At 64.4% G+C, this 17,360-nt stretch carries 11 protein-coding genes; 4 read left to right on the top strand and 7 right to left on the bottom strand.

The window, feature by feature from the left end:
- Positions 1–113 precede the first annotated feature (113 nt).
- Positions 114–869: a class I SAM-dependent methyltransferase gene (locus ACIA5C_RS47215; protein ID WP_396067672.1), complete on the bottom strand. Its 756-nt coding sequence runs from the start codon at positions 867–869 to the stop codon at positions 114–116.
- 326 nt (positions 870–1,195) lie between these two features.
- Between ACIA5C_RS47215 and ACIA5C_RS47210 the strand changes: the two genes are divergently transcribed.
- Positions 1,196–2,023, top strand: a complete 828-nt coding sequence (locus ACIA5C_RS47210) for a DUF4253 domain-containing protein (RefSeq protein WP_396067670.1) — start codon at positions 1,196–1,198, stop codon at positions 2,021–2,023.
- 215 nt (positions 2,024–2,238) lie between these two features.
- Here the strand turns inward: ACIA5C_RS47210 and ACIA5C_RS47205 are convergent, their stop codons facing one another.
- Together ACIA5C_RS47205 and ACIA5C_RS47200 are read right to left on the bottom strand one after the other, a co-directional pair.
- Complete coding sequence (locus ACIA5C_RS47205) at positions 2,239–2,961, bottom strand: hypothetical protein (protein WP_396067668.1); 723 nt, start codon at positions 2,959–2,961, stop codon at positions 2,239–2,241.
- Positions 2,962–3,236: 275 nt separating this feature from the next.
- Complete coding sequence (locus tag ACIA5C_RS47200; RefSeq protein WP_396067666.1) at positions 3,237–4,484, bottom strand: alpha/beta hydrolase; 1,248 nt, start codon at positions 4,482–4,484, stop codon at positions 3,237–3,239.
- A 181-nt stretch (positions 4,485–4,665) separates the two neighbouring features.
- Here ACIA5C_RS47200 and ACIA5C_RS47195 point away from each other — a divergent pair, with 181 nt between their 5' ends.
- Positions 4,666–8,583, top strand: coding sequence for a tetratricopeptide repeat protein (locus tag ACIA5C_RS47195; protein ID WP_396067664.1), 3,918 nt, complete (start codon positions 4,666–4,668; stop codon positions 8,581–8,583).
- Between the two features lie 564 nt (positions 8,584–9,147).
- Here the strand turns inward: ACIA5C_RS47195 and ACIA5C_RS47190 are convergent.
- Complete coding sequence (locus ACIA5C_RS47190; RefSeq protein ID WP_396067682.1) at positions 9,148–10,386, bottom strand: IS701 family transposase; 1,239 nt, start codon at positions 10,384–10,386, stop codon at positions 9,148–9,150.
- Between the two features lie 1,278 nt (positions 10,387–11,664).
- Here ACIA5C_RS47190 and ACIA5C_RS47185 point away from each other — a divergent pair.
- A complete protein-coding gene (locus ACIA5C_RS47185; protein WP_396067662.1) occupies positions 11,665–12,303 on the top strand; it encodes a hypothetical protein in 639 nt (212 codons plus the stop codon).
- A 175-nt stretch (positions 12,304–12,478) separates the two neighbouring features.
- Here ACIA5C_RS47185 and ACIA5C_RS47180 read toward each other — a convergent pair whose 3' ends face one another.
- Together ACIA5C_RS47180 and ACIA5C_RS47175 are read right to left on the bottom strand one after the other, a co-directional pair.
- The gene (locus tag ACIA5C_RS47180; protein ID WP_396067680.1) at positions 12,479–12,883 is read right to left on the bottom strand and encodes a transposase; all 405 of its coding nucleotides are present in this window, start codon (positions 12,881–12,883) and stop codon (positions 12,479–12,481) included.
- 118 nt (positions 12,884–13,001) lie between these two features.
- Entirely contained in the window at positions 13,002–13,820 is an 819-nt protein-coding gene (locus ACIA5C_RS47175; protein WP_396067660.1) for a hypothetical protein, read from the bottom strand.
- 320 nt (positions 13,821–14,140) lie between these two features.
- Here ACIA5C_RS47175 and ACIA5C_RS47170 point away from each other — a divergent pair, with 320 nt between their 5' ends.
- Positions 14,141–15,478, top strand: a complete 1,338-nt coding sequence (locus ACIA5C_RS47170; protein WP_396067658.1) for a serine/threonine-protein kinase — start codon at positions 14,141–14,143, stop codon at positions 15,476–15,478.
- A 702-nt stretch (positions 15,479–16,180) separates the two neighbouring features.
- Here the strand turns inward: ACIA5C_RS47170 and ACIA5C_RS47165 are convergent.
- On the bottom strand, positions 16,181–17,338 hold the full coding sequence (locus ACIA5C_RS47165; protein ID WP_396067656.1) for a hypothetical protein: 1,158 nt from the start codon (positions 17,336–17,338) through the stop codon (positions 16,181–16,183).
- Positions 17,339–17,360 lie beyond the last annotated feature (22 nt).

The raw sequence follows: 17,360 nt of genomic DNA, 5'->3' as shown, positions 1-17,360 counted from the left end.
TGCAATACCGCACCCGTCTGATCGACGGCTACCTCACCGGAACAGGTCTATCTCCACCAACACCGACCAGACCCTGACCGCGAAAGATGTCTAGAATCGCACCCGGCACTCATTCATGCGCGAGCGTGAATCAGAAAACGGTGCGCGTGGACACGGAATTCGCCGTGGGTCCGGATGTGTTCATCGATTCGGCGCAAGGAATCGTGGTAGCGGCTGACCGTGAAGTCTCGAACCTGCCACGGCACCGCTCGCAACTGGTAGACCAGAGCTCCGATGTCGTAGAACGTGAAGGACGGCCACTCCTGTCGCACGCCGAAAACCGTGAGGCCGGCTGCATTCAGGGCGTCCACCGCTACCTCTGCGTTCCACGTCGTGCAGTAAGCGGCAGGTGCTTCCAGCGACTCGTTGAGCTCCGCACAATCGTCGCTGCCAACCTGCTGGGTGAACAGCCTTCCGTCCGGCTGGAGGACACGCGCGACCTCGCCAGGGTTGAGCCGACCGTGCCGGTTCAGAACGACATCGACCGATTGCGCTTGGACCGGCAGCGTCGTGTCCTGAGCGAAGAGCACCTCGACACCAACCTGAGCCAGCCGTTGCCGAGCCACCGGCAGATTCGGCGGCCAGCCCTCGACCGCTCGGGTCCGCGCGGGCAAGGGCGCCAAGGACGCGAGCAGTTCACCTCCACCGGTGTCGATGTCGATGTCGAGCAGGCTCGTGCTGCCTCGCACGAGTTCACCAGCCAACTCGGGGTATGACCATGATGGGTCAGAGCCTGCGGTGCGGCCCTTCAGCCAGCTGAAGTCCCAGCCTTTCAGCGGCACGCCGACCGCTTCGGCAACCAATTGCTCGAACCCATGCCCACTGTTCACCGACCGAGCGTAATGACGGTCAGAGCGCCGACACCACTCATTTCCGAGAGCGATCGACATCGCCGACATTCGCTGTTCGGGCCCGCGAGGACAACCTCGGTCAGAAAGAGGAATCGGGGGGCGTCTCTGCGGGCGGCGTCGACACACTGTTCTCGACATGGCAGCGCGTTCTTGATCGTTGCACCCCGGCGCGGCGGCCCATCCCAGCGGTTGTGCCGGACACTTCAGAGTCGCGATCGTGACGTCTGCCTACCGAGGCTGTATTTGTGGTTGGTGTCTGCGGGCGTTTGGTCCCCTCCGGGGGAGAGTCGGCCGACACTGGTCTCATGATCGAAGACGCGGACGGCATGGTTGAGGCGCTGAGCCAGACCGCACTGGCCGGCTTTCCGGTGGACGACGCGCCGGGCGGGACACTGGTCGTGCCGGACATCGACCCAGCCGGACTGCTCGAGGCGTGGCAGGCAGCGCGATCCGTGGTGCCGGCCACCGGCCGATGGCCGGTCATGATCACAGCCGAGGACGAGATTCTCGACGGCGAAGACCCGTCAGACTTCGACGATCTGGACCTTGCCGCACGCAAGATCGACCCCTGGAAACCGCCCTGGCGAGTGATCAATGACGACGAGCCGCTCATCCCCGCGACGGACTTGGACGGCCGTCTACGCGGATTTCCCGCCGATCTGATCGAGGCCGCTACGAACGAACTGGCCATGCCAAGCACCGAACCCGCGCTGGGCCGGTGGATTTACGACCGTCTGCTGGCCGACCCGACTCTCGCCGCCGCGCTCCAACCTCAGGTCGACGCCATGATCGGCACCCAGTACTGGTTCGTCCCCCAAACGGTGCAACTAGTCCTGCTACCCACGCCATTACCGTGGCTCGCGCCCTACTGGTTCGACTACTGGGGCACCCAGGACAGCACCTGGCTCTCGGCCGTCGAGCGAAACTGGCATCACCGGTGGGGCGCCGAACTGGTCGCCTCATGGGGCACGATGCTGCAGTTCCTCGCCAGCCGACAACCCGAGCCGGGCGAGCAGGCATGGGAACTCGCCGGCCAACTGAAGAAAGTCGGCACCAGCCTGCAAATGGACCAATGGCTGCTCGCACTGGCGCTGCCCCATACCGATGCCTGGTTCCTGCACGACCGCCCCTGACGACCCACGACCCGGTCTCGCCCAAGCGCCTCACCAGTCCCCGGCTAACACAGTGAGAAGCCTTGCAAAACCGGGCGGCCTCCTTGCGGCAAATGAGTGCGCCGGTCTATCTCATCGGGGCATCTGCCAGACACCTTAGCGCACTTTATGAACACCCCTTCAAGGTCGGCGATTGCGCGACGCCAGCCCGCAGTCTGCTCAACGGTGACTCCTGATCAGGGAGGTGGAATTCGATCCCAGACGGTCGCATTGATAGGTACGGCGCCGTCACTGCGGCCGCCGATTCGAACGGCCGCGACGCGGCCTTCGGAGGTCAGGAAGCAGTACCACAGACTTGATGTCGTCACCGGAACCGCGCTGGTGTCGGAGTCTTGGCCGCGCTCGATGAGGGAAGCGCAGTCGTCCAGCGTCCCACTCCGGGATTTGAAGAATCTTCCCTGCCCTTGAGGAGTCGGAGCAGCTTTGAGGTTGCCGTCGGCCCACCCATCGACGTATAAGTCCATCCCGTCGCCGTCGGTAATCGACACCCCACTCTGAATCTTGGTCTTGCCGGCGTCAAGGTTGATGCCCTCACCCGTGGCGAGCCTGAAGCTGTCCTTGAAGATCACCCGACTCGAGCCCGTATTCGGAGATGGCGAAGTCGATGGGTCTGACGTCGGAGTGGTTGTGGGCTCAGATGGGAGCGCGGATGGTGCCGATCCGGTCGCGCTCGCCACCACGGTGCTCGAAGGCGCCGAGCCGGTCTGCCGACCGTCGTTGTTTGTGCCGGCCAGATGGGCAGCGCCGAGCGCCACCAGAATTGAGATAACAGTGAGACCGACCACAATCAACAAACGGGTGCTGGTGGGTACGTGTGTCTTCAGGGTGGGCAGCTGGTTGACTCCCCAGCCCAGCAACACTCCGACGATTGCCGCCGCCACGACTAGTGATGCCTGCATGCTCCTCCCTCATCCGAACCGGGAAGAGCAGGATGACACTGTTGATACCGGACAGGCGTCCCCTGAACGTATGACCGGTTCCTGCCCCGATTGCGGTCCCCGTCGCGTCTCAATGTGGTCGCGTAGGGCGGCCCGGTTGTCGGTATGAGCGTGCAGACGGCCTTCTGGTCGACGCTTACGCCGGGTGACGGTCCGGACGGTCCGGCACGCACTGACTGCCAGATGGGGATACGTGATCTTGCGATTGGCCCCTTGTTTTATTTGCGCTGGTGTGCCTATTGCGCGGTGGGGAGGAACGTCCAGTAACCGTTGTCCGTCGGGGCGAGGCCGAATCGTTTGGTGGGTTCGAGGTTGTTTCGGATTAGTGAGTAGAGGTCGGAGAGGATGGAGGTGCGGTCGCCGTAGTAGGAGTGGCTCATCAGGCCGGTGTCGAGTTGGCTGGCGTCGATGGTGTCGATGCCATCGATGACGACGATGGTGGGAACTGATTGGCCGGCTCGTGGGTAGCGCGCGAGTTTTTGGGAGGCTTTGAGGGCGAGGTCGTTGGAGGAGGTGTAGAGGGTGTAGCGGTCGGCGTGATGGAGGAATTGGGCGGCGAGTTGGGTGAAGACGGCGGCGTCAACGTCGGGTGCGGCGAAGATGACGTGGCCGAGGCCGGTGGATTCGGTGGGGGTGAGGTCGGCGAGGCCTTGGGTGACGACGCGGTTGCCCATGCTGTGGGCGAGCAGGTGTAGTCGTCGGGCGCCGAGTCGGCCGAGTGTCAGCCGGAGGAAGTCGGCGAAGTGTGGGCGGGTCCAAAGGCTGTTGTCGGCGTCGGTGAGGTAGCGCAGGGTGGCGCCTTCCGAGGGCCAGCTGTAGAGCATGGGCAGTCCGGTGAATTGCAGGTCGTAGGCGATTTGGGCGGCGCGTCGGGTGGCGTCTGCGAAGGTGACGTTGTAGCCGTGTACGAACAGCAGCGCTTCGGGGGTGGCGGCGCTGGCGATGGTGTCGGCGGCTCGCTGGATGAAGTGGTTCTGGGTTAGCTGTTCTGTGCCGAGGAGTATGACGTGTTTGGCGGGGTCGGCGCGGAATTGCAGTTTCCATAGTCGGGGTTTTTCGAGTGCGCCCATACGGTGGTCGTCGGGGACGCTGACTAGGGCGACGCCGTAGCTGAGTGTTCCGCGGGTGCCGGTGAACGGGTCGGCCGCGGCGGGGGCGGCGGCGCGGTCGGTGGCGTACAGGATCGGGATTTCGAGATGTCGCTGGTGCTTGATGACGCCGGGGATGTCTGGGGGGCGCGGGCCGCGTCTGATCGTGGCGTCGAGTTCCCGCAGGAGCACGTCGGCGGCGGCCGGCTGGTTTTGGAAGGTGGTCAGCAGGGCGGCGGCCTCGGTGTCGCCGGTGTTGCCGGCAGCTCGGGCCGCCTCAATGGAACGTAGCTGGAAAAGGACGGTGCGTTCGAACGACTCATCGAGCGAGGGTAGCCGCGGCCACACCTGCGCGACGACCTCGACGAGTGTCGTGACCTCGTCGTACGGCTCCATCCGGACCTCCCTGCTCGAGCTACTACTGAACCCGATCCGGTGCCGGCTGTCGATCCGCGACACTCCGATGGCGGTACTTTCGGTTGTGCCTGGGGGACGGATTGGTCGTGCGTTCCGGGACCCTTTTCGGTGTACTTGTCGTCCGGGTGCGGGCCTGTCCGGGCGTGGAGGGGGGTCGGGTGTGTTTACCGGTCTGGTGATGGACGGCTGGGGCTTTGAGGTCGTGACCGGCGGCGACCGGACCGGGCCCCGCCGCGGGCTGAGCGCGCACGATCGGCTGCTGCTGGCGGAGATCAGCGCCCGGTACGTGCGCGGGATCCACGCTCGTGCAGGTGATGAGCTGTTCGTGGGGTTGGGCCGGGAGTTGTGGTCCTGGCTGGACGGTGAGCAGGGACAGCTGAGCACTCTGCTGGAGCGGGCCGCGGCGCCGGTGACCTTCGAGGTGCGGGGGCCCAAGTCGCCGTCGGAGGTGGCGTGGGCGGTGCTGCGGGCGCCATGGGAGTTGTTGGCCCGTCCGGGTAGCGGGTTCCTGGCCGCGGACGCGGTGTCGCGGTTCGCTGTGGTGCGCCGGCTAGGGGCACCCGGGGTAGTGCCAGCGCCGGACGGGCATCGGCTCGGCCTGGCGTTCATGGCTTCCGCGCCGCGGCAGCAGCGTGAACTGGATTTCGAGGCCGAGGAGGCGGCGATCCTCGCCGCGGTCGATGAGACCCGAGTCGATCTGCTGGTGGAGGACACCGGCAATCCGGTCCAGCTGGGTCGCCGGTTGGCGGACCTGGGTGGGATGCCGGTGGTCCACCTGTCCTGCCACGGGGTGAACCGGTGGCAGGTGGGCCCGGATGGGCCGCGGGTGCCGGTGCTGATGATGGAGGACGAGGTCGGCGACGAGCTACCGACGACGCCCGGCGAGCTGATCGAGGTGATGAACCAAACGCCGCGGCTGGTGTTCCTGTCGGCGTGCCTGACCGCGACGTCGGCGGACGCGGACGGGCATCTGCCACCGGGCCTGGATCAACGCGCTGCCGTAGCGGCGGCCGTCGACGCGGACGGCACGGTCGCCCACTCGATGTCGACGTCGCTGGTCACGGCGGGCATCCCGGCCGTGTTGGGCTGGGACGGATCGGTTGGGGACCGGGCCGCGACGCTGTTCGCCGGGCATCTGTATCGGCAGCTGAGCAACCGGGCCGATCTGGCAGGGGCGGTCGGTGACGCCCGCCGCGTCGTCTTCGGCGCCGACGATGAGCGGGTGCGAGCGGATTGGCACCTCGCCAGGTTGTGGCTGGGCCCCTCCGGTGGTGGTCCGTTGGTGGGCGGGGCGCGTCGACGCTCGCACGTGTCTGCGGTGCACGGCACGAAGGTGTTCCTGGACAATGAGGAGCATGTGCCGGTCGCCGCACCGGAAATGTTCGTCGGCCGCCGCCTTGAGCTGCAACAGGCGCTGCGGGCCTTACGGGCGGACCGGGCCGGGGTGATGCTGCACGGGCAGGGCCGGCTCGGCAAGTCGAGCCTCGCGGCTCGGATCGCCGACCGCAGCCCGCAGCTGGTCCCAGCGGTGGTCTTCGGCGACTACAGCGCGACGGCGATCCTGGAGGTGATCGAGCAGGCCGTCCGGACGATTCCGGCCGCCCGGGACATGATCGCGCAGCGCCGCGGGCAGGTACGGGACCAGCCGGAAGCGTTCGAACCGTTGCTGACCGACCTGCTGGCCGGGCCGTTGGCCCGCGCTGACGAGGGGCAGCGGGCCCTGCTGCTGATCATCGACGACCTGGAACAGATCCTGATAGTGGACCCGAACGGGCCGCATCGAGTCGATCCGCAGTTGGCGCCGGTGCTCGCCGCGGTGCTGCGGGCGTTCGACCCGGCCGTCACCGACAGCCGGCTGCTGTTGACCAGCCGATACCAGTTCACCCTCGACGGGCTTCCGCAGCGGCTGGAACAGATCCCGCTGCGCCCCCTGTCACTAGTCGCCCGGCTCAAGCTCCTCAATCGGCAGCAAGCCCACGCCAGCGCCCAGTTGCAGGCCGAAAGGTTCCCGCTGGCCGCCCGGGCGGCCGAAGTCAGCCGCGGCAACCCCGGCCTGCAGGACCTGATCGGGCTGCGGCTGGTCTACAGCGACCAGGTCGACACCGACCGCGCCGAAGCCGCAGTCGCCGACATGGAGGCCTACCTGCGTCACGGCGACCTGCCCGCCGAACCCCAGCTTCGGCAGTTCCTTGAAAACCTGGCCCTGGACACCCTGCTCGAGCTGGCCGGCCCTGCACACCGCGCGCTACTGCGCGACCTGACACTGTTCGAGCTTCCGGTCCCGGAACCGGCCGTCACCGCGGTCGCGCAGCACAGCGGAGGATCGGCCGCTCGGCTGCGCGGGCTCGGACTGCTCGACACCTTCCCCGACTCGCATCAGCCACGACTGACGGCTACGGCCGTCAACATGCTAGCGGCGGGACGTATCACCCCGCTGAACGACGAAGAGATCACCGCTCTGGCCACACTGGCGATCACCCCGCTGTTCGTCGCCTGGGGCGGCGACTGTGGCGAACCCCGAAGTCTGCCGATGGACTTGGAGTTGACCCGGTTGGCGTTGCACGCCGCCAATCCCCAGGTCACGGCGGCCTGTGCCGCCAGCGCGGTACTGGCCCTGACGGCCGGTCCGGCTGCCGCGGCCCTCCAATTCGGCCATAGCGCGATCGCGCTGCTCGACCAGCACCATCGCCCCGTCTCGGTCACGCTCCTGCGGCAGGTCGCCAACGCCGCGAAACTCAGCGGAGACGGCGAGACGGCTGGGCAGATTTTTGCTCGGGCGACCCAGCAGGCGCTGGAGGCCGACCCCGTCGATCTTGCACGAGTCACCGCCGAACACGCCACCTACCTGATCGACCGCGGCGAAATGCACCGATCTGAACAGCTCCTCCAGAAGGCGCGACAACTGTTCGCCTCCGCGGGCGCTGAGCAAGAAGCCGCCTCGTGCCAAAAGGCCATCGCCGATATCTACTGCAAGCGCGGCGACTACGACCGAGCTCTACGCATCCTCAACGAGGAGGTGTTACCGGTATATGACCGGCTGGGCGACGTCCGCTCGGCGGCGAGCGCCTGGGGCGACATCGCGGACATCTGCGTGTATCGCGGCGACTACGACGAGGCGCTACAAATCCGGCGCAACGTAGAGTTGCCGGTGTATGACCGGCTCGGCGAAGCCCGCTCCGCGGCGAGCGCATGGGGCAAGATCGCCGACATCGCCTTCCGGCGGGGCGCCTACGACGAGGCCTTGCGCATCCACCGTGAGGAGGCGTTACCGGTATTTGTCCGGCTCGGGGATGCCCGTGAGAGGGCGCTCACCTGGGGCAAGATCGCCAACATCTTGTTCGAGCGTGGTGACTACGACGAGGCCTTGCGCATCCACCGTGAGGAGGCGTTACCGGTATTTGTCCGGCTCGGGGATGCCCGTGAGAGCGCGCTCACCTGGGGCAAGATCGCCGACACCTTGTTCGAGCGTGGTGACTACGACGAAGCACTACGCCTACGCCGCGAGGTCGAGTTGCCTGCGTATAGCGAGGTCGGTGACATCCGCACTCGAGCAATCGCTCTGGGCAAGATCGCCGACATCTTGTTTAAGCGTGGTGACTACGACGAGGCGTTGCGCATCCACCGTGAGGAGGCGTTACCGGTATTTGTCCGGCTCGGGGATGCCCGTGAGAGCGCGCTCACCTGGGGCAAGATCGCCGACATCTTGTACCTGCGTGGTGACTACAACGAGGTGGCTGCGTTGCGTACCAAGCAGTTGCGCGTCAACGAGGGGCTCGGTGACGTGGACGGTATTGCAGCAGCAAAATGGGGCCTCGCGCTGGTGCAACTGCACCGAGGGAACTATGAGTCCGCTCTCCCGTTGCTTGGCGAGTCATTTCGAGCACTGCAACGGCTACAACGGCCCGACGGCATCGCGGCTGTCGGAGCCATGATAGGAAGTGTTCTGCTGGCCGCAGGGGCGCGAGAGCAAGCGATTTCTGTACTGGAGACCAGCAAGGCCGCAGCCGAATCAATTAACGCTGCTGAGCTTTGCCAAGAAATCGGTCACCTAATCAACCAGGCACGTGGGAAGGGATAGCGCCGTGGCTGGAGAGTTCGGCGACGAATAGAACGACGGCCGATATAATTGGAGTGCAACAATCGGCAATGCATGTTATCTGCACAATCTGACGCGAAAATTAAACTATGGCCGAGTTCAATCATCTCGGCAGATCCGCGCACTTCCGCGAGTTAGGTGCGGTCACACGGCGTGACATCGATTCCCCGAGCGAAACGTCACCCCGTACTCGCCGCATATCCTGGAGCTGGGGAAGGCGAGACACTGATCACGGAACCTACACTCATCGAAGCCGGACGGTGGCCTCCACTTCGTTTGGTTCTCCCCAGGCGACGACCGCTGCCCGGCGCACCTTTCGCAGACACCCCTGCCGAAGCGAGCCAGACGACTAACAGCACGGCCAGTTGGAACGCGGTGACTTGCGCGATGACCGGCTACCCGCCGGGCGCTCTCGTGGACCCGCGACCTGGTCGAGCGGACAGGCCCGCTCGACGACCTACCGAGCAACTATCGCCCGTCGACAGGGCGCTCGCCGCCTGCGCAGGCCGGACGCTAAAGCCCCTAATACTCCAGCAGGAGATCCGTTTAGGGTTCGGTGAGTGCTTGCTGGGCGTAGTGGCTGGTCTTGGCGGCGTCTTGATGTCTGCGGCGGTAGATGGACCAGGCGATGACGTCGGCGATGCGTCGGGCGGGTTCGATGACCAGGGCGTGGGAAAGGCGGCGTAGCTCGTTGACGGTCAGCGCGATCAGTCCGTTCGGGCTTGGGGTGCAGATGGTGGTCGCGGCGGCGAGGAAGGCGTGCGCGGCGATGACCAGGGTCGTCCAGCGGTGCCAGGCTTTCCAGCGGCGGTGCTGATGCTGGTCGAGGCCAAGGCCGGTCTTGGCCGCCTGGAAGGATTCCTCGATGCTCCAGCGTCGGCCGGCGACGGTGACCAGACGGCGCAGGGCAACGGTTTCGGGGCTCCAGCAGCGGTAAAAGGCGAGTTCACCGGTGGTGCGGTTGCGGCGGATCAGGAGCCAGTGGTGTCCAGCGTGCCGGTCGACGGCCAGGGGCAAGGTGACGAATGCCCAGTCGTAGTAGCGGTGGCCTTTCGCGCCGTCGCCCGCGGACAGCCGCTGCCAGGCATGTGTGGGCAGGCCGGCGGCGATCTGATCGGCGCGTTGGATACCGAGGCCGGTCGGTGCTCGGTGAGAGCAGGCGACAGCCAGGACGTAGCCGAACCGATGCTGTCGCAGCGCCGCTGCCAGAGCCGGGTCACCGCCGTAAGCCTCGTCACCGGTGACCCACCGGCAGAGCAGGCCACTGGCCAGCGCGGTCTCGATCAAGCGGCGGGCCAGTTGCGGTTTCGTGGCGAACCCGACGTGCTCGGGCACTCCTGCCTCTGCCCGGCGTTGCGGGTCGTCGGACCAGGACTTCGGCAGGTAGAGCGCGACATCGATCAAGGCGTGCCCGAGCGGAGAGGCATAGGTCAGATGCACCGCGAGTTGACAGTTCTCGATCTTCCCGGCGGTGCCGGAGTACTGGCGTTGCACTCCGACGGTGTGCCGGCCCTTCTTCAGGTCACCGGTCTCATCGATCACCAGGATCGCATCCGGGTGACCCAGCCGGCGGCCCACAAAGTCCCGCACATCGGCACGCACAAGCGCGTCGTCCCAGCTGGCACGGCCGATCAGATCCTGCATCCCGCCCGGGTCGTCGTCACCGGCATGCTCGGCGATCGTCCAGCAGTTCTTGCTCGGCAGCGGCGCCAGCAATCCGTTCACGAAGTCCCGGACCCGCCGCCGCGGTTCCGGCCTGCTGAAGCGTGCCTCGATCGGGTCCATCAACTCGCCGAACAACGCAGACCATCGCCGGGCATCTACTCTGTAGGCGGCAGCCACCGCCGCATCCTGTTTGGTCCTCACAAACCTCAGGCTCGACGGTGGCTGCTCGCCGTCCACGGACAAAACCACACGTCACCGCAGGCCAGAAGTGATCTCCTGCTGGAGTACTAACACGATCTCCCTGTCGTCCAGTTGATCAATCTGCGCCAGCAGATCAGCACACAGTCGAGGCTGACGAAGCCGTCGTGGATCTCGAGGCGTCGTTCCCAGCGCACGGCGAGCCGGCGGAACTGGTGCAGCAGGGCGAAGGTCTGCTCGACGACGTAGCGCAGCTTGCCGAGGCTGCGTGGTGGGGGAGCAAGTTGGCACCGAACGCGGAGGGCCCGAATTGCGTCTCCGTGAGAGGTGCGCAAACGTGAGCGAGGTACATGTCTATCGCGGTGGTCGGATTAATCCGGACCTGCGCCGTAGTTGAGCAGCTGGCCATAGCCATTGAGCTGCCCATTCGGGGGTTTCCAGGCGAATGGGTGGGGCGTTCGATGATGGGTTAATGATCTCTTCGGCGGCCTCCGCTGCGCTGTGGGGCGCCGGCAGGTCTTCTCGCAGGGGCTGTGGACGCTGAAGCGGCAAATTGAGGGTCCGGCGGCTTCGGTAAGACCACTCCGGCGCAAATAGTCCGATCGAAACCGCCCGTTACCCGGCATTTCAGAGCACGCGTCCATTGCGTGGCGCTTGGCCGGGAGACCACCGTGCGGCACTGGTGGAGAAGGTCGACCACCTGGTCCGGCAGCGCCATTGTGCGACCGCGGTTCCGGAGCGAGTGGCGTACCCGAGTTGCCCGCATGAATCTGCGCGCATGAGGAGACGGACGCATTCCTCCGGCCGATCCTGCTCAAAGGCTTCGGCGTCACGTCCAGAAACTTGCCCCTTGCTGTCCCCGGCCACATCCGAAGGGATGAGCGGTTCCGGGTGCGTTGTCCAAATAATTTGCCCATGACTGATAGCGGCTCGGATGAGCGCGAAGCGAGGACGGAACCCTGGAGTACCGATCGGGCGGGTGACGCCGACCTGGAGCCCCTGCCACCGCGAACGCCCGCCCCCCGTGTTGATGGACGTGAGGTGGCTCGCGGCCGACAGCCGGACGACCTCGTTCCAGCCGATGGCACTTCGTCAGGACACGGACCTCAACAGCAAGGTCCAGGCGGCGGAGTCATCACCGTCCAGCCACCTCGGGGCCCTCGATTGTCGCCGGCTGTGCTGGGGCTGCTAATCATCATCATGCTGCTGGTGGCCCTGGTGGCGTTTCTCCTCGGTCGTCACGACAGCCAGTCGGCGGTTGCCACGGCCCCGTCCAGCCCCACGGCGTCGATTGCGACGTGGCCATCTACCCCTGCGGCGTCGGAAGGAACAGAGACGTCGGCTCCTACCTCAGTGCCCACTGGTGAACCGTCCTCGCTGTCCACGTCCGTTTCCGGGCCATCCGCTCCGGGTGTGGCCGCTTCGGTGGGCCAGGTGCTGCGCACCGGCCGGCTGACGCTCTCCGAGAACTATTGCGCCGACCTCGACACGCAAGCGGCGAACTGGTCGGTGACAGAGAGTGACTGCGGCACAGTCGGGGCGATCGACGGGGACGGCGATATCCGTAACCTCGATTTCGAGCATGGCTTCTACGGTCCCAACAACACCGACTTCGCGATCCTCGACGAGTCGACGCCGGGCACCTTTGCCTCCTGCCAGGGAGCCACGAGCCTTTCGCCCATCTTGTCCGACCGGAAAGTCGTGAAAGGCCTGCGATTCTGCGTGCGGACGACCGACCACAACTTATCCCTGCTGGACGTCGTCGCCGTCGAGCACCAGGACGATCAGCACGATCTGTTGTCGGTTACGTTCCAGGTGACGACTTGGAAGGGGGAGTAACCGATCGGCGGGTGCATCGGCCGGGTCGGTCTTGCGTTCCTAACCGGTGTCGAACACTCGTTCTCGGGCGGACAGCTTCGCGGGCACGTCCACCACGATCTCGTCGTCGGCGGCCAGACGCTGGACGAGGTGTTTGCCGATGCCGCCGCAGCCCTCGACCGCGCAGATCCGGTCCTTAGAGGTGCTGACACGATCTCTGTTGACCGGATTGGATCAAGCGGCGACAGCAGATGAGTGCGCAGGCGAGGCTGACCAAGCCGTCGTGGATGTCGAGGCGTCGTTCCCAGCGGATGGCGAGGCGGCGGAACTGATGCAGCAGGGCGATGGTCTGTTCCAGGACGTAGCGCAGCTTGCCCAGTCCCTTGATCCGGCTGGTCTTGCGACGGGGGATGATCGGCTGCATGCCGCGTTCACGGCACGCTTGGCGGAACGCTTCGCTGTCGTAGCCCGTGTCGGCGAGCGGGACATCGAACCTGCGGTGCGGGCGGCCGCGACGTCCGGCGATCGGTGGGTAGCCGTCGAGCAGGTCGATCGCGCGGCTGATGTCGGGCACGTTCGCTCCCGAGGTCAGCACGTAGATCGGGGTACCCCACCGTCGGGGCCGACACCATCGCCTGGTTCCTCAGTCTGCTACCTTCCGGCACCCCCATCGTCGCCATGCGCGGCGAAGGCCCGACGGCGGCAAATGAGTTCGTCGGTCAGCGTCCCAACGAGCCTGACAGGATAATCAGCCAGCCGACTGCGACGACGATGGGAAACCAGCGCGTGATGCCGCTCGCCGAGGCAAAGGGGCGAAGCGGAAGACGCTCAACCCTGGAGATCGACTTGAACCTGTCGACCTGATCGTCAAGCCGGCACAACTCGTCGCGCCAAGCGCAAATCCACAGATAGCTGGCTCGGGCTACGGCGAACCAGAAGAGGCTGACGATAAGGCCGAAGGCGGCGATGACGAGCGAGTATTCGCTCTTGGCGGCCGTGGCAGCGAAGGTGGAAACCAGTACGCCTGTCACGATCAAGAACATGTTGCCTCGTACCCAGAATTGACGTAGGTCCTGGTCGAAGTGCGAGTGCACCAGCTTCAAGATCTCGATGTCGTGGTTGGTGTCGGCTGTCTGTTCCATCGCTTCTCCAGACTTCGTTCCTGCACCAAGTTCACACTGGATCGTCAAGGCACAGCCCGCATCATCGATCAAGATGTACATCACAACGAACTTGCGCAAGGCCTCGGCGCAGCTTGGCGCTGCGTAACGCGCGGTCCGCGGCAGATAAGGATGCAGTGCGACGATTCTCGATCGTCCACGCTTTTCGAGTGGAATCCCGTGAGGGAGCCGATGACTTCTCCCACGCCTACTCGCGGTCCTGCTCGAGCGCTGACAAGGCAACGCCCCGGCTCGATTGACCGCCTCGTCGGCGCTTCGACCGTCGTCAGTGACCACGGCCAACAGATAGTCGGCTGCTGCCTTCATCGCTTTCATCTCTCGGGCTGCATGACGCTTGTTGCCGCGCGCGCCAAGCATGCATCGCTCCAAACGTGCTCACGTCATGACCAATCGTCATGCCGGCATCGGCCGCCGAGCGCTGTTGGCGGCAGAAGAGAGTATCGCCATCTCATGCGTTCCTCTTGGATTCAACTGTAACTTCATTCTCAGAATAGGCTCAAGCTCACGCGGACCAGCGAATCCGCGGTTATCCTTCTCTGCATTGCAGACAGTGCACGAAACGGTCGCGAGCGTACCCCAGAAGCGATTTCAAACCGTGATGGGCGGAAGTGCAATTACCGCCGCGCCATCATGCGCCACGTCTGAGAATCTGGGATCGACTAACCGGGGGGAACTCCTTGGATCAGGTCACGGCATCTTTTACTAGTCGATACAGGGTAGACATCGCTGCAATCGGGGAAGGCGGGTTTGGGCGCATTGACAAGGCGTTCGACACGGATCTGGAACGCCCGGTCGCACTAAAGACGCTGGATCCGTTGTTTAAGGAATCTCCAAGCGGGAGCGACATAGAGCGATTTCGGCGAGAGGCGAGAACTCTTGCCCAGCTTTCCCATCCGAGCATTCCTGCTATTTACGATGTGCGCCTGTCACCTGAGAATTCTGAGTTCATTATCATATTCGAATGGATTGAGGGGGAAAGTCTGCGCGGCGTTCTGCAAAGTCGCAGGGTGTTAGACGTGGAAGATGCCCCCAAGATATTCGGACCTATTTGCTCTGCTCTTGCGCATGCGCACTCGAAAGGAATAATCCATCGCGATATTAAGTCTGCCAACATAATTCTCCGCGAAGGAATTTCTTGCTACGTTGTCGACTTTGGGATAGCTTTAACCGAAGGTGACGTGGCCAGACTGACGCGAGGCGAGCCTATAGGCTCTGCGGGCTACATGTCTCCCGAGCAGGAGCGCGGCGAGGACGTGACTGCGACGTCCGATGTATTCCAACTTGCGATTATTTTGTACGAATCGCTGGCCGGAAGCATGCCTCCGAGAGGCGAGTACCGATCTCTGGTGCTTCACAATGCATCCATCCCTCCTGCAGTAGACGAATTAATTCAACAGTCTCTGCAACAAGACTCGGCACTTCGCCCCCAAACGGCACAGGAATTTGGCGATCGCCTTATCGAGGCCCTCAAGCCGCATCGCAGCTTCGCCTCCATCTTGATAGATGGATCCCTGCAGGAGATATGCCGAGCCTTGAACGACATGAGCCCGAACGATTTTTTAAGCCTCCCACCAGGTCAGCGAGTGCTCGTCGTCGAGCGGCTCACTGATATTGTTCGCGTCGATGACGCCCGCCTCCGCCCAGCAGCCACGGGCCTTATAGCGGAAATGGTTCGACTTTCTCACACTCTTCCCGATGGAACCTACGGAAAGATTCTTCCGATCGCGTTTGACTATGGGTATGAAAAGCAATACGGCGAAAAGTGGCACGGGAACGAGGATATTCGCGCGACGCTGACGAGTGTTTCCATTGAATGCGGCGATCAAGCGCACAGTAGCATTTCAAGAGAAGCGCTGAAGCTGGCCAACGAGGAACGTCTCGATGCTCGACCTCCCTGGTTTAAGCGCGACCTGCGCAACCTCCTACAGGGCCTGCTTGTAAATTCATTGTGCACTACGGAACTGTCATCAGAACTTGGTATAGCAATGTCGAAAGTGAACGAACTTAGTCATTAATGACCGTGGTAAATTGGGCGATGAGTATATACTCAGATACACTCAATTCGGCAGATCCGGGCGCCCGCCGCGCCGTGTCACGTAACGATCCGTAGTCGGCGCTGCAGGTGCGACCTTCCTTGTAATCACGGTGGGGGAGCGGTGCCGCTTAGTGGGGAAACCGTCAATTGGGTCGAGAAGTAACCAGTACGTGCCCCTGTCCTTGAGTCGCCTGCAGCTTCGTACATATGTACGATGACCGGGTGGGGGCGACACGACCGGAGCGCGAGATGCCGCTCGCGCGAGCGCAGTATGTAGCAGCCGCTCATGCGTTTCTTGGTGCGCATCGCCAGTTCTTGGCGCGGGGCGTCCCGATTGATCCCGGTCGCGACGCAGAGGTCCGAGAGTGGACTGTGAGCGACGTCGCGGTGCTGCGCGACCTACACCAGTCTCTTGGGGCGATGCTGGATTCTCGACGGCATTGGGATCAGCTTCGGCGAGCGCAGCGGTCGCTGCCCGTGCTTGATGTCGGCTCGGCGGATCCTCAACAAGGCTTGGATCGGTCACCGATGTCGCGGCGGTCGCGTGGTCCGGAAGACCCGCTGTGGACCAACTTGAAATCTAACCAACCGCCGGGCAGACGGTGAGCGACGTGGCGTAGGGGAGCCCGCACAGGGCCGCCGGCACGCAACGAAGCACTCGGGCGGATGTCAATAACCCGGTTCAAGGATGGGAGAGCCCGCTGGTGCTGGCCAGCCGGAGCGGTCGTGGTGGTCGGGAGAAATCGAGTAGGCCGGCGGCGCCAACCGCGCGTATGCGTTGCACGGTGCGGACGCTGGCGTTGAGGTCGTCAGCGAGTTGCTTGTTTGTGACTTCGGACCGTCCAGCGATTTTGATCCACATCTCTCGCCACCGTCGGTAGGCGGTCGGGTTGGTGGGGATCATTAGAGCAAGGTCGGTTAGCGGATCGGCCGCATGATCGATAGCGTCGATCTCCTCGTCTCTGTGATCCTCACGCTCTTCCTCGGCGGGGTTCGCGGACTCCCGTTCGCTGTGCTCTGGCTGTGGTCCAGGTGTTCCCGGCAGCGGTGCGGGTGTAGGGGCTTGGATCTCGGCGGCAATTGCCCGGGCCCAGCCGTCGGTGTCGATCATGGTCATGAGGGCGTCGGCGATGTCGTCGATCGGGGTAGTGGTGGCGGCGATCGAGGCGAGGACGGGATTGGTGTCGTGCCGGGCCCGGATCATGGTTTCGATGTGGCGGGCCAGTGCGGCTCGGCGTTCTTCGGTGCGCAGCTGGATACGGGCTTTGGTGAGAGAGTCGTTGAGGTTGTAGCCGTGTTGCAGCGCGAGTCGTTTGGCGCGGCTGGTGACCTCTGGCTCTCGGACCCATTGCGATAGACCGTAGGACGGTGGGGTGGCGGGGAGTTTTCCCACGGCGCGTAGAGCGTCGCGGCGGCGGGCTGCGGAGTGCATCAGCCACACGGTGTAGGCCAGGACTCCGAGGCCGCCGAACATGACGGCCAGATAGGGGGTGGTGAAGTGGCCGACGATGTTGATCGCGACGGCGCAGGCGGCGGCGACGGCTGAGACGATGCGCGGGCCGTAGGCGTTTTCGCCGAGGCGCCGGCGCGCGTCGGCGAAGGCTGCTGCGACGGCGCCGCCGAGGTCGATGACGAGCGCGAACGGGGCGACTGCCAGGATGCTTGCCCACAGCGGCATCCAGCCGGGCCAGGGCGATACGTCGACGCCGACCCAGGTCTGGCCGATCGATGACCCGAGCGCGGCTATGGCGTAGAAGACCCAGGCTGACTTCTCGGCGAGGGTGGGTCGCGGCGGCGCGGGGCTCGTCGGCGCGGTTTCGACGGCCAGGGCGGGCGTCATGGTTAGAGGACCCTTTCTGGAT

The organism is Actinoplanes sp. NPDC051343, from assembly GCF_044455125.1.
Taxonomy (GTDB): Bacteria; Actinomycetota; Actinomycetes; order Mycobacteriales; family Micromonosporaceae; genus Actinoplanes.
The sequence above is the reverse complement of the archived record's forward strand: the minus strand, read 5'-3'. Positions and strand labels throughout refer to the sequence as shown.

Coding starts and splice junctions, on each gene's coding strand:
- ACIA5C_RS47175 (WP_396067660.1), bottom strand. CDS start 13,820: ATGCTTGGCGCGCGCGGCAACAAGCGTCATGCAGCCCGAGAGATGAAA.
- ACIA5C_RS47165 (WP_396067656.1), bottom strand. CDS start 17,338: ATGACGCCCGCCCTGGCCGTCGAAACCGCGCCGACGAGCCCCGCGCCG.
- ACIA5C_RS47210 (WP_396067670.1), top strand. CDS start 1,196: ATGATCGAAGACGCGGACGGCATGGTTGAGGCGCTGAGCCAGACCGCA.
- ACIA5C_RS47200 (WP_396067666.1), bottom strand. CDS start 4,484: ATGGAGCCGTACGACGAGGTCACGACACTCGTCGAGGTCGTCGCGCAG.
- ACIA5C_RS47205 (WP_396067668.1), bottom strand. CDS start 2,961: ATGCAGGCATCACTAGTCGTGGCGGCGGCAATCGTCGGAGTGTTGCTG.
- ACIA5C_RS47185 (WP_396067662.1), top strand. CDS start 11,665: ATGCTGCTGGTGGCCCTGGTGGCGTTTCTCCTCGGTCGTCACGACAGC.
- ACIA5C_RS47190 (WP_396067682.1), bottom strand. CDS start 10,386: ATGGACCCGATCGAGGCACGCTTCAGCAGGCCGGAACCGCGGCGGCGG.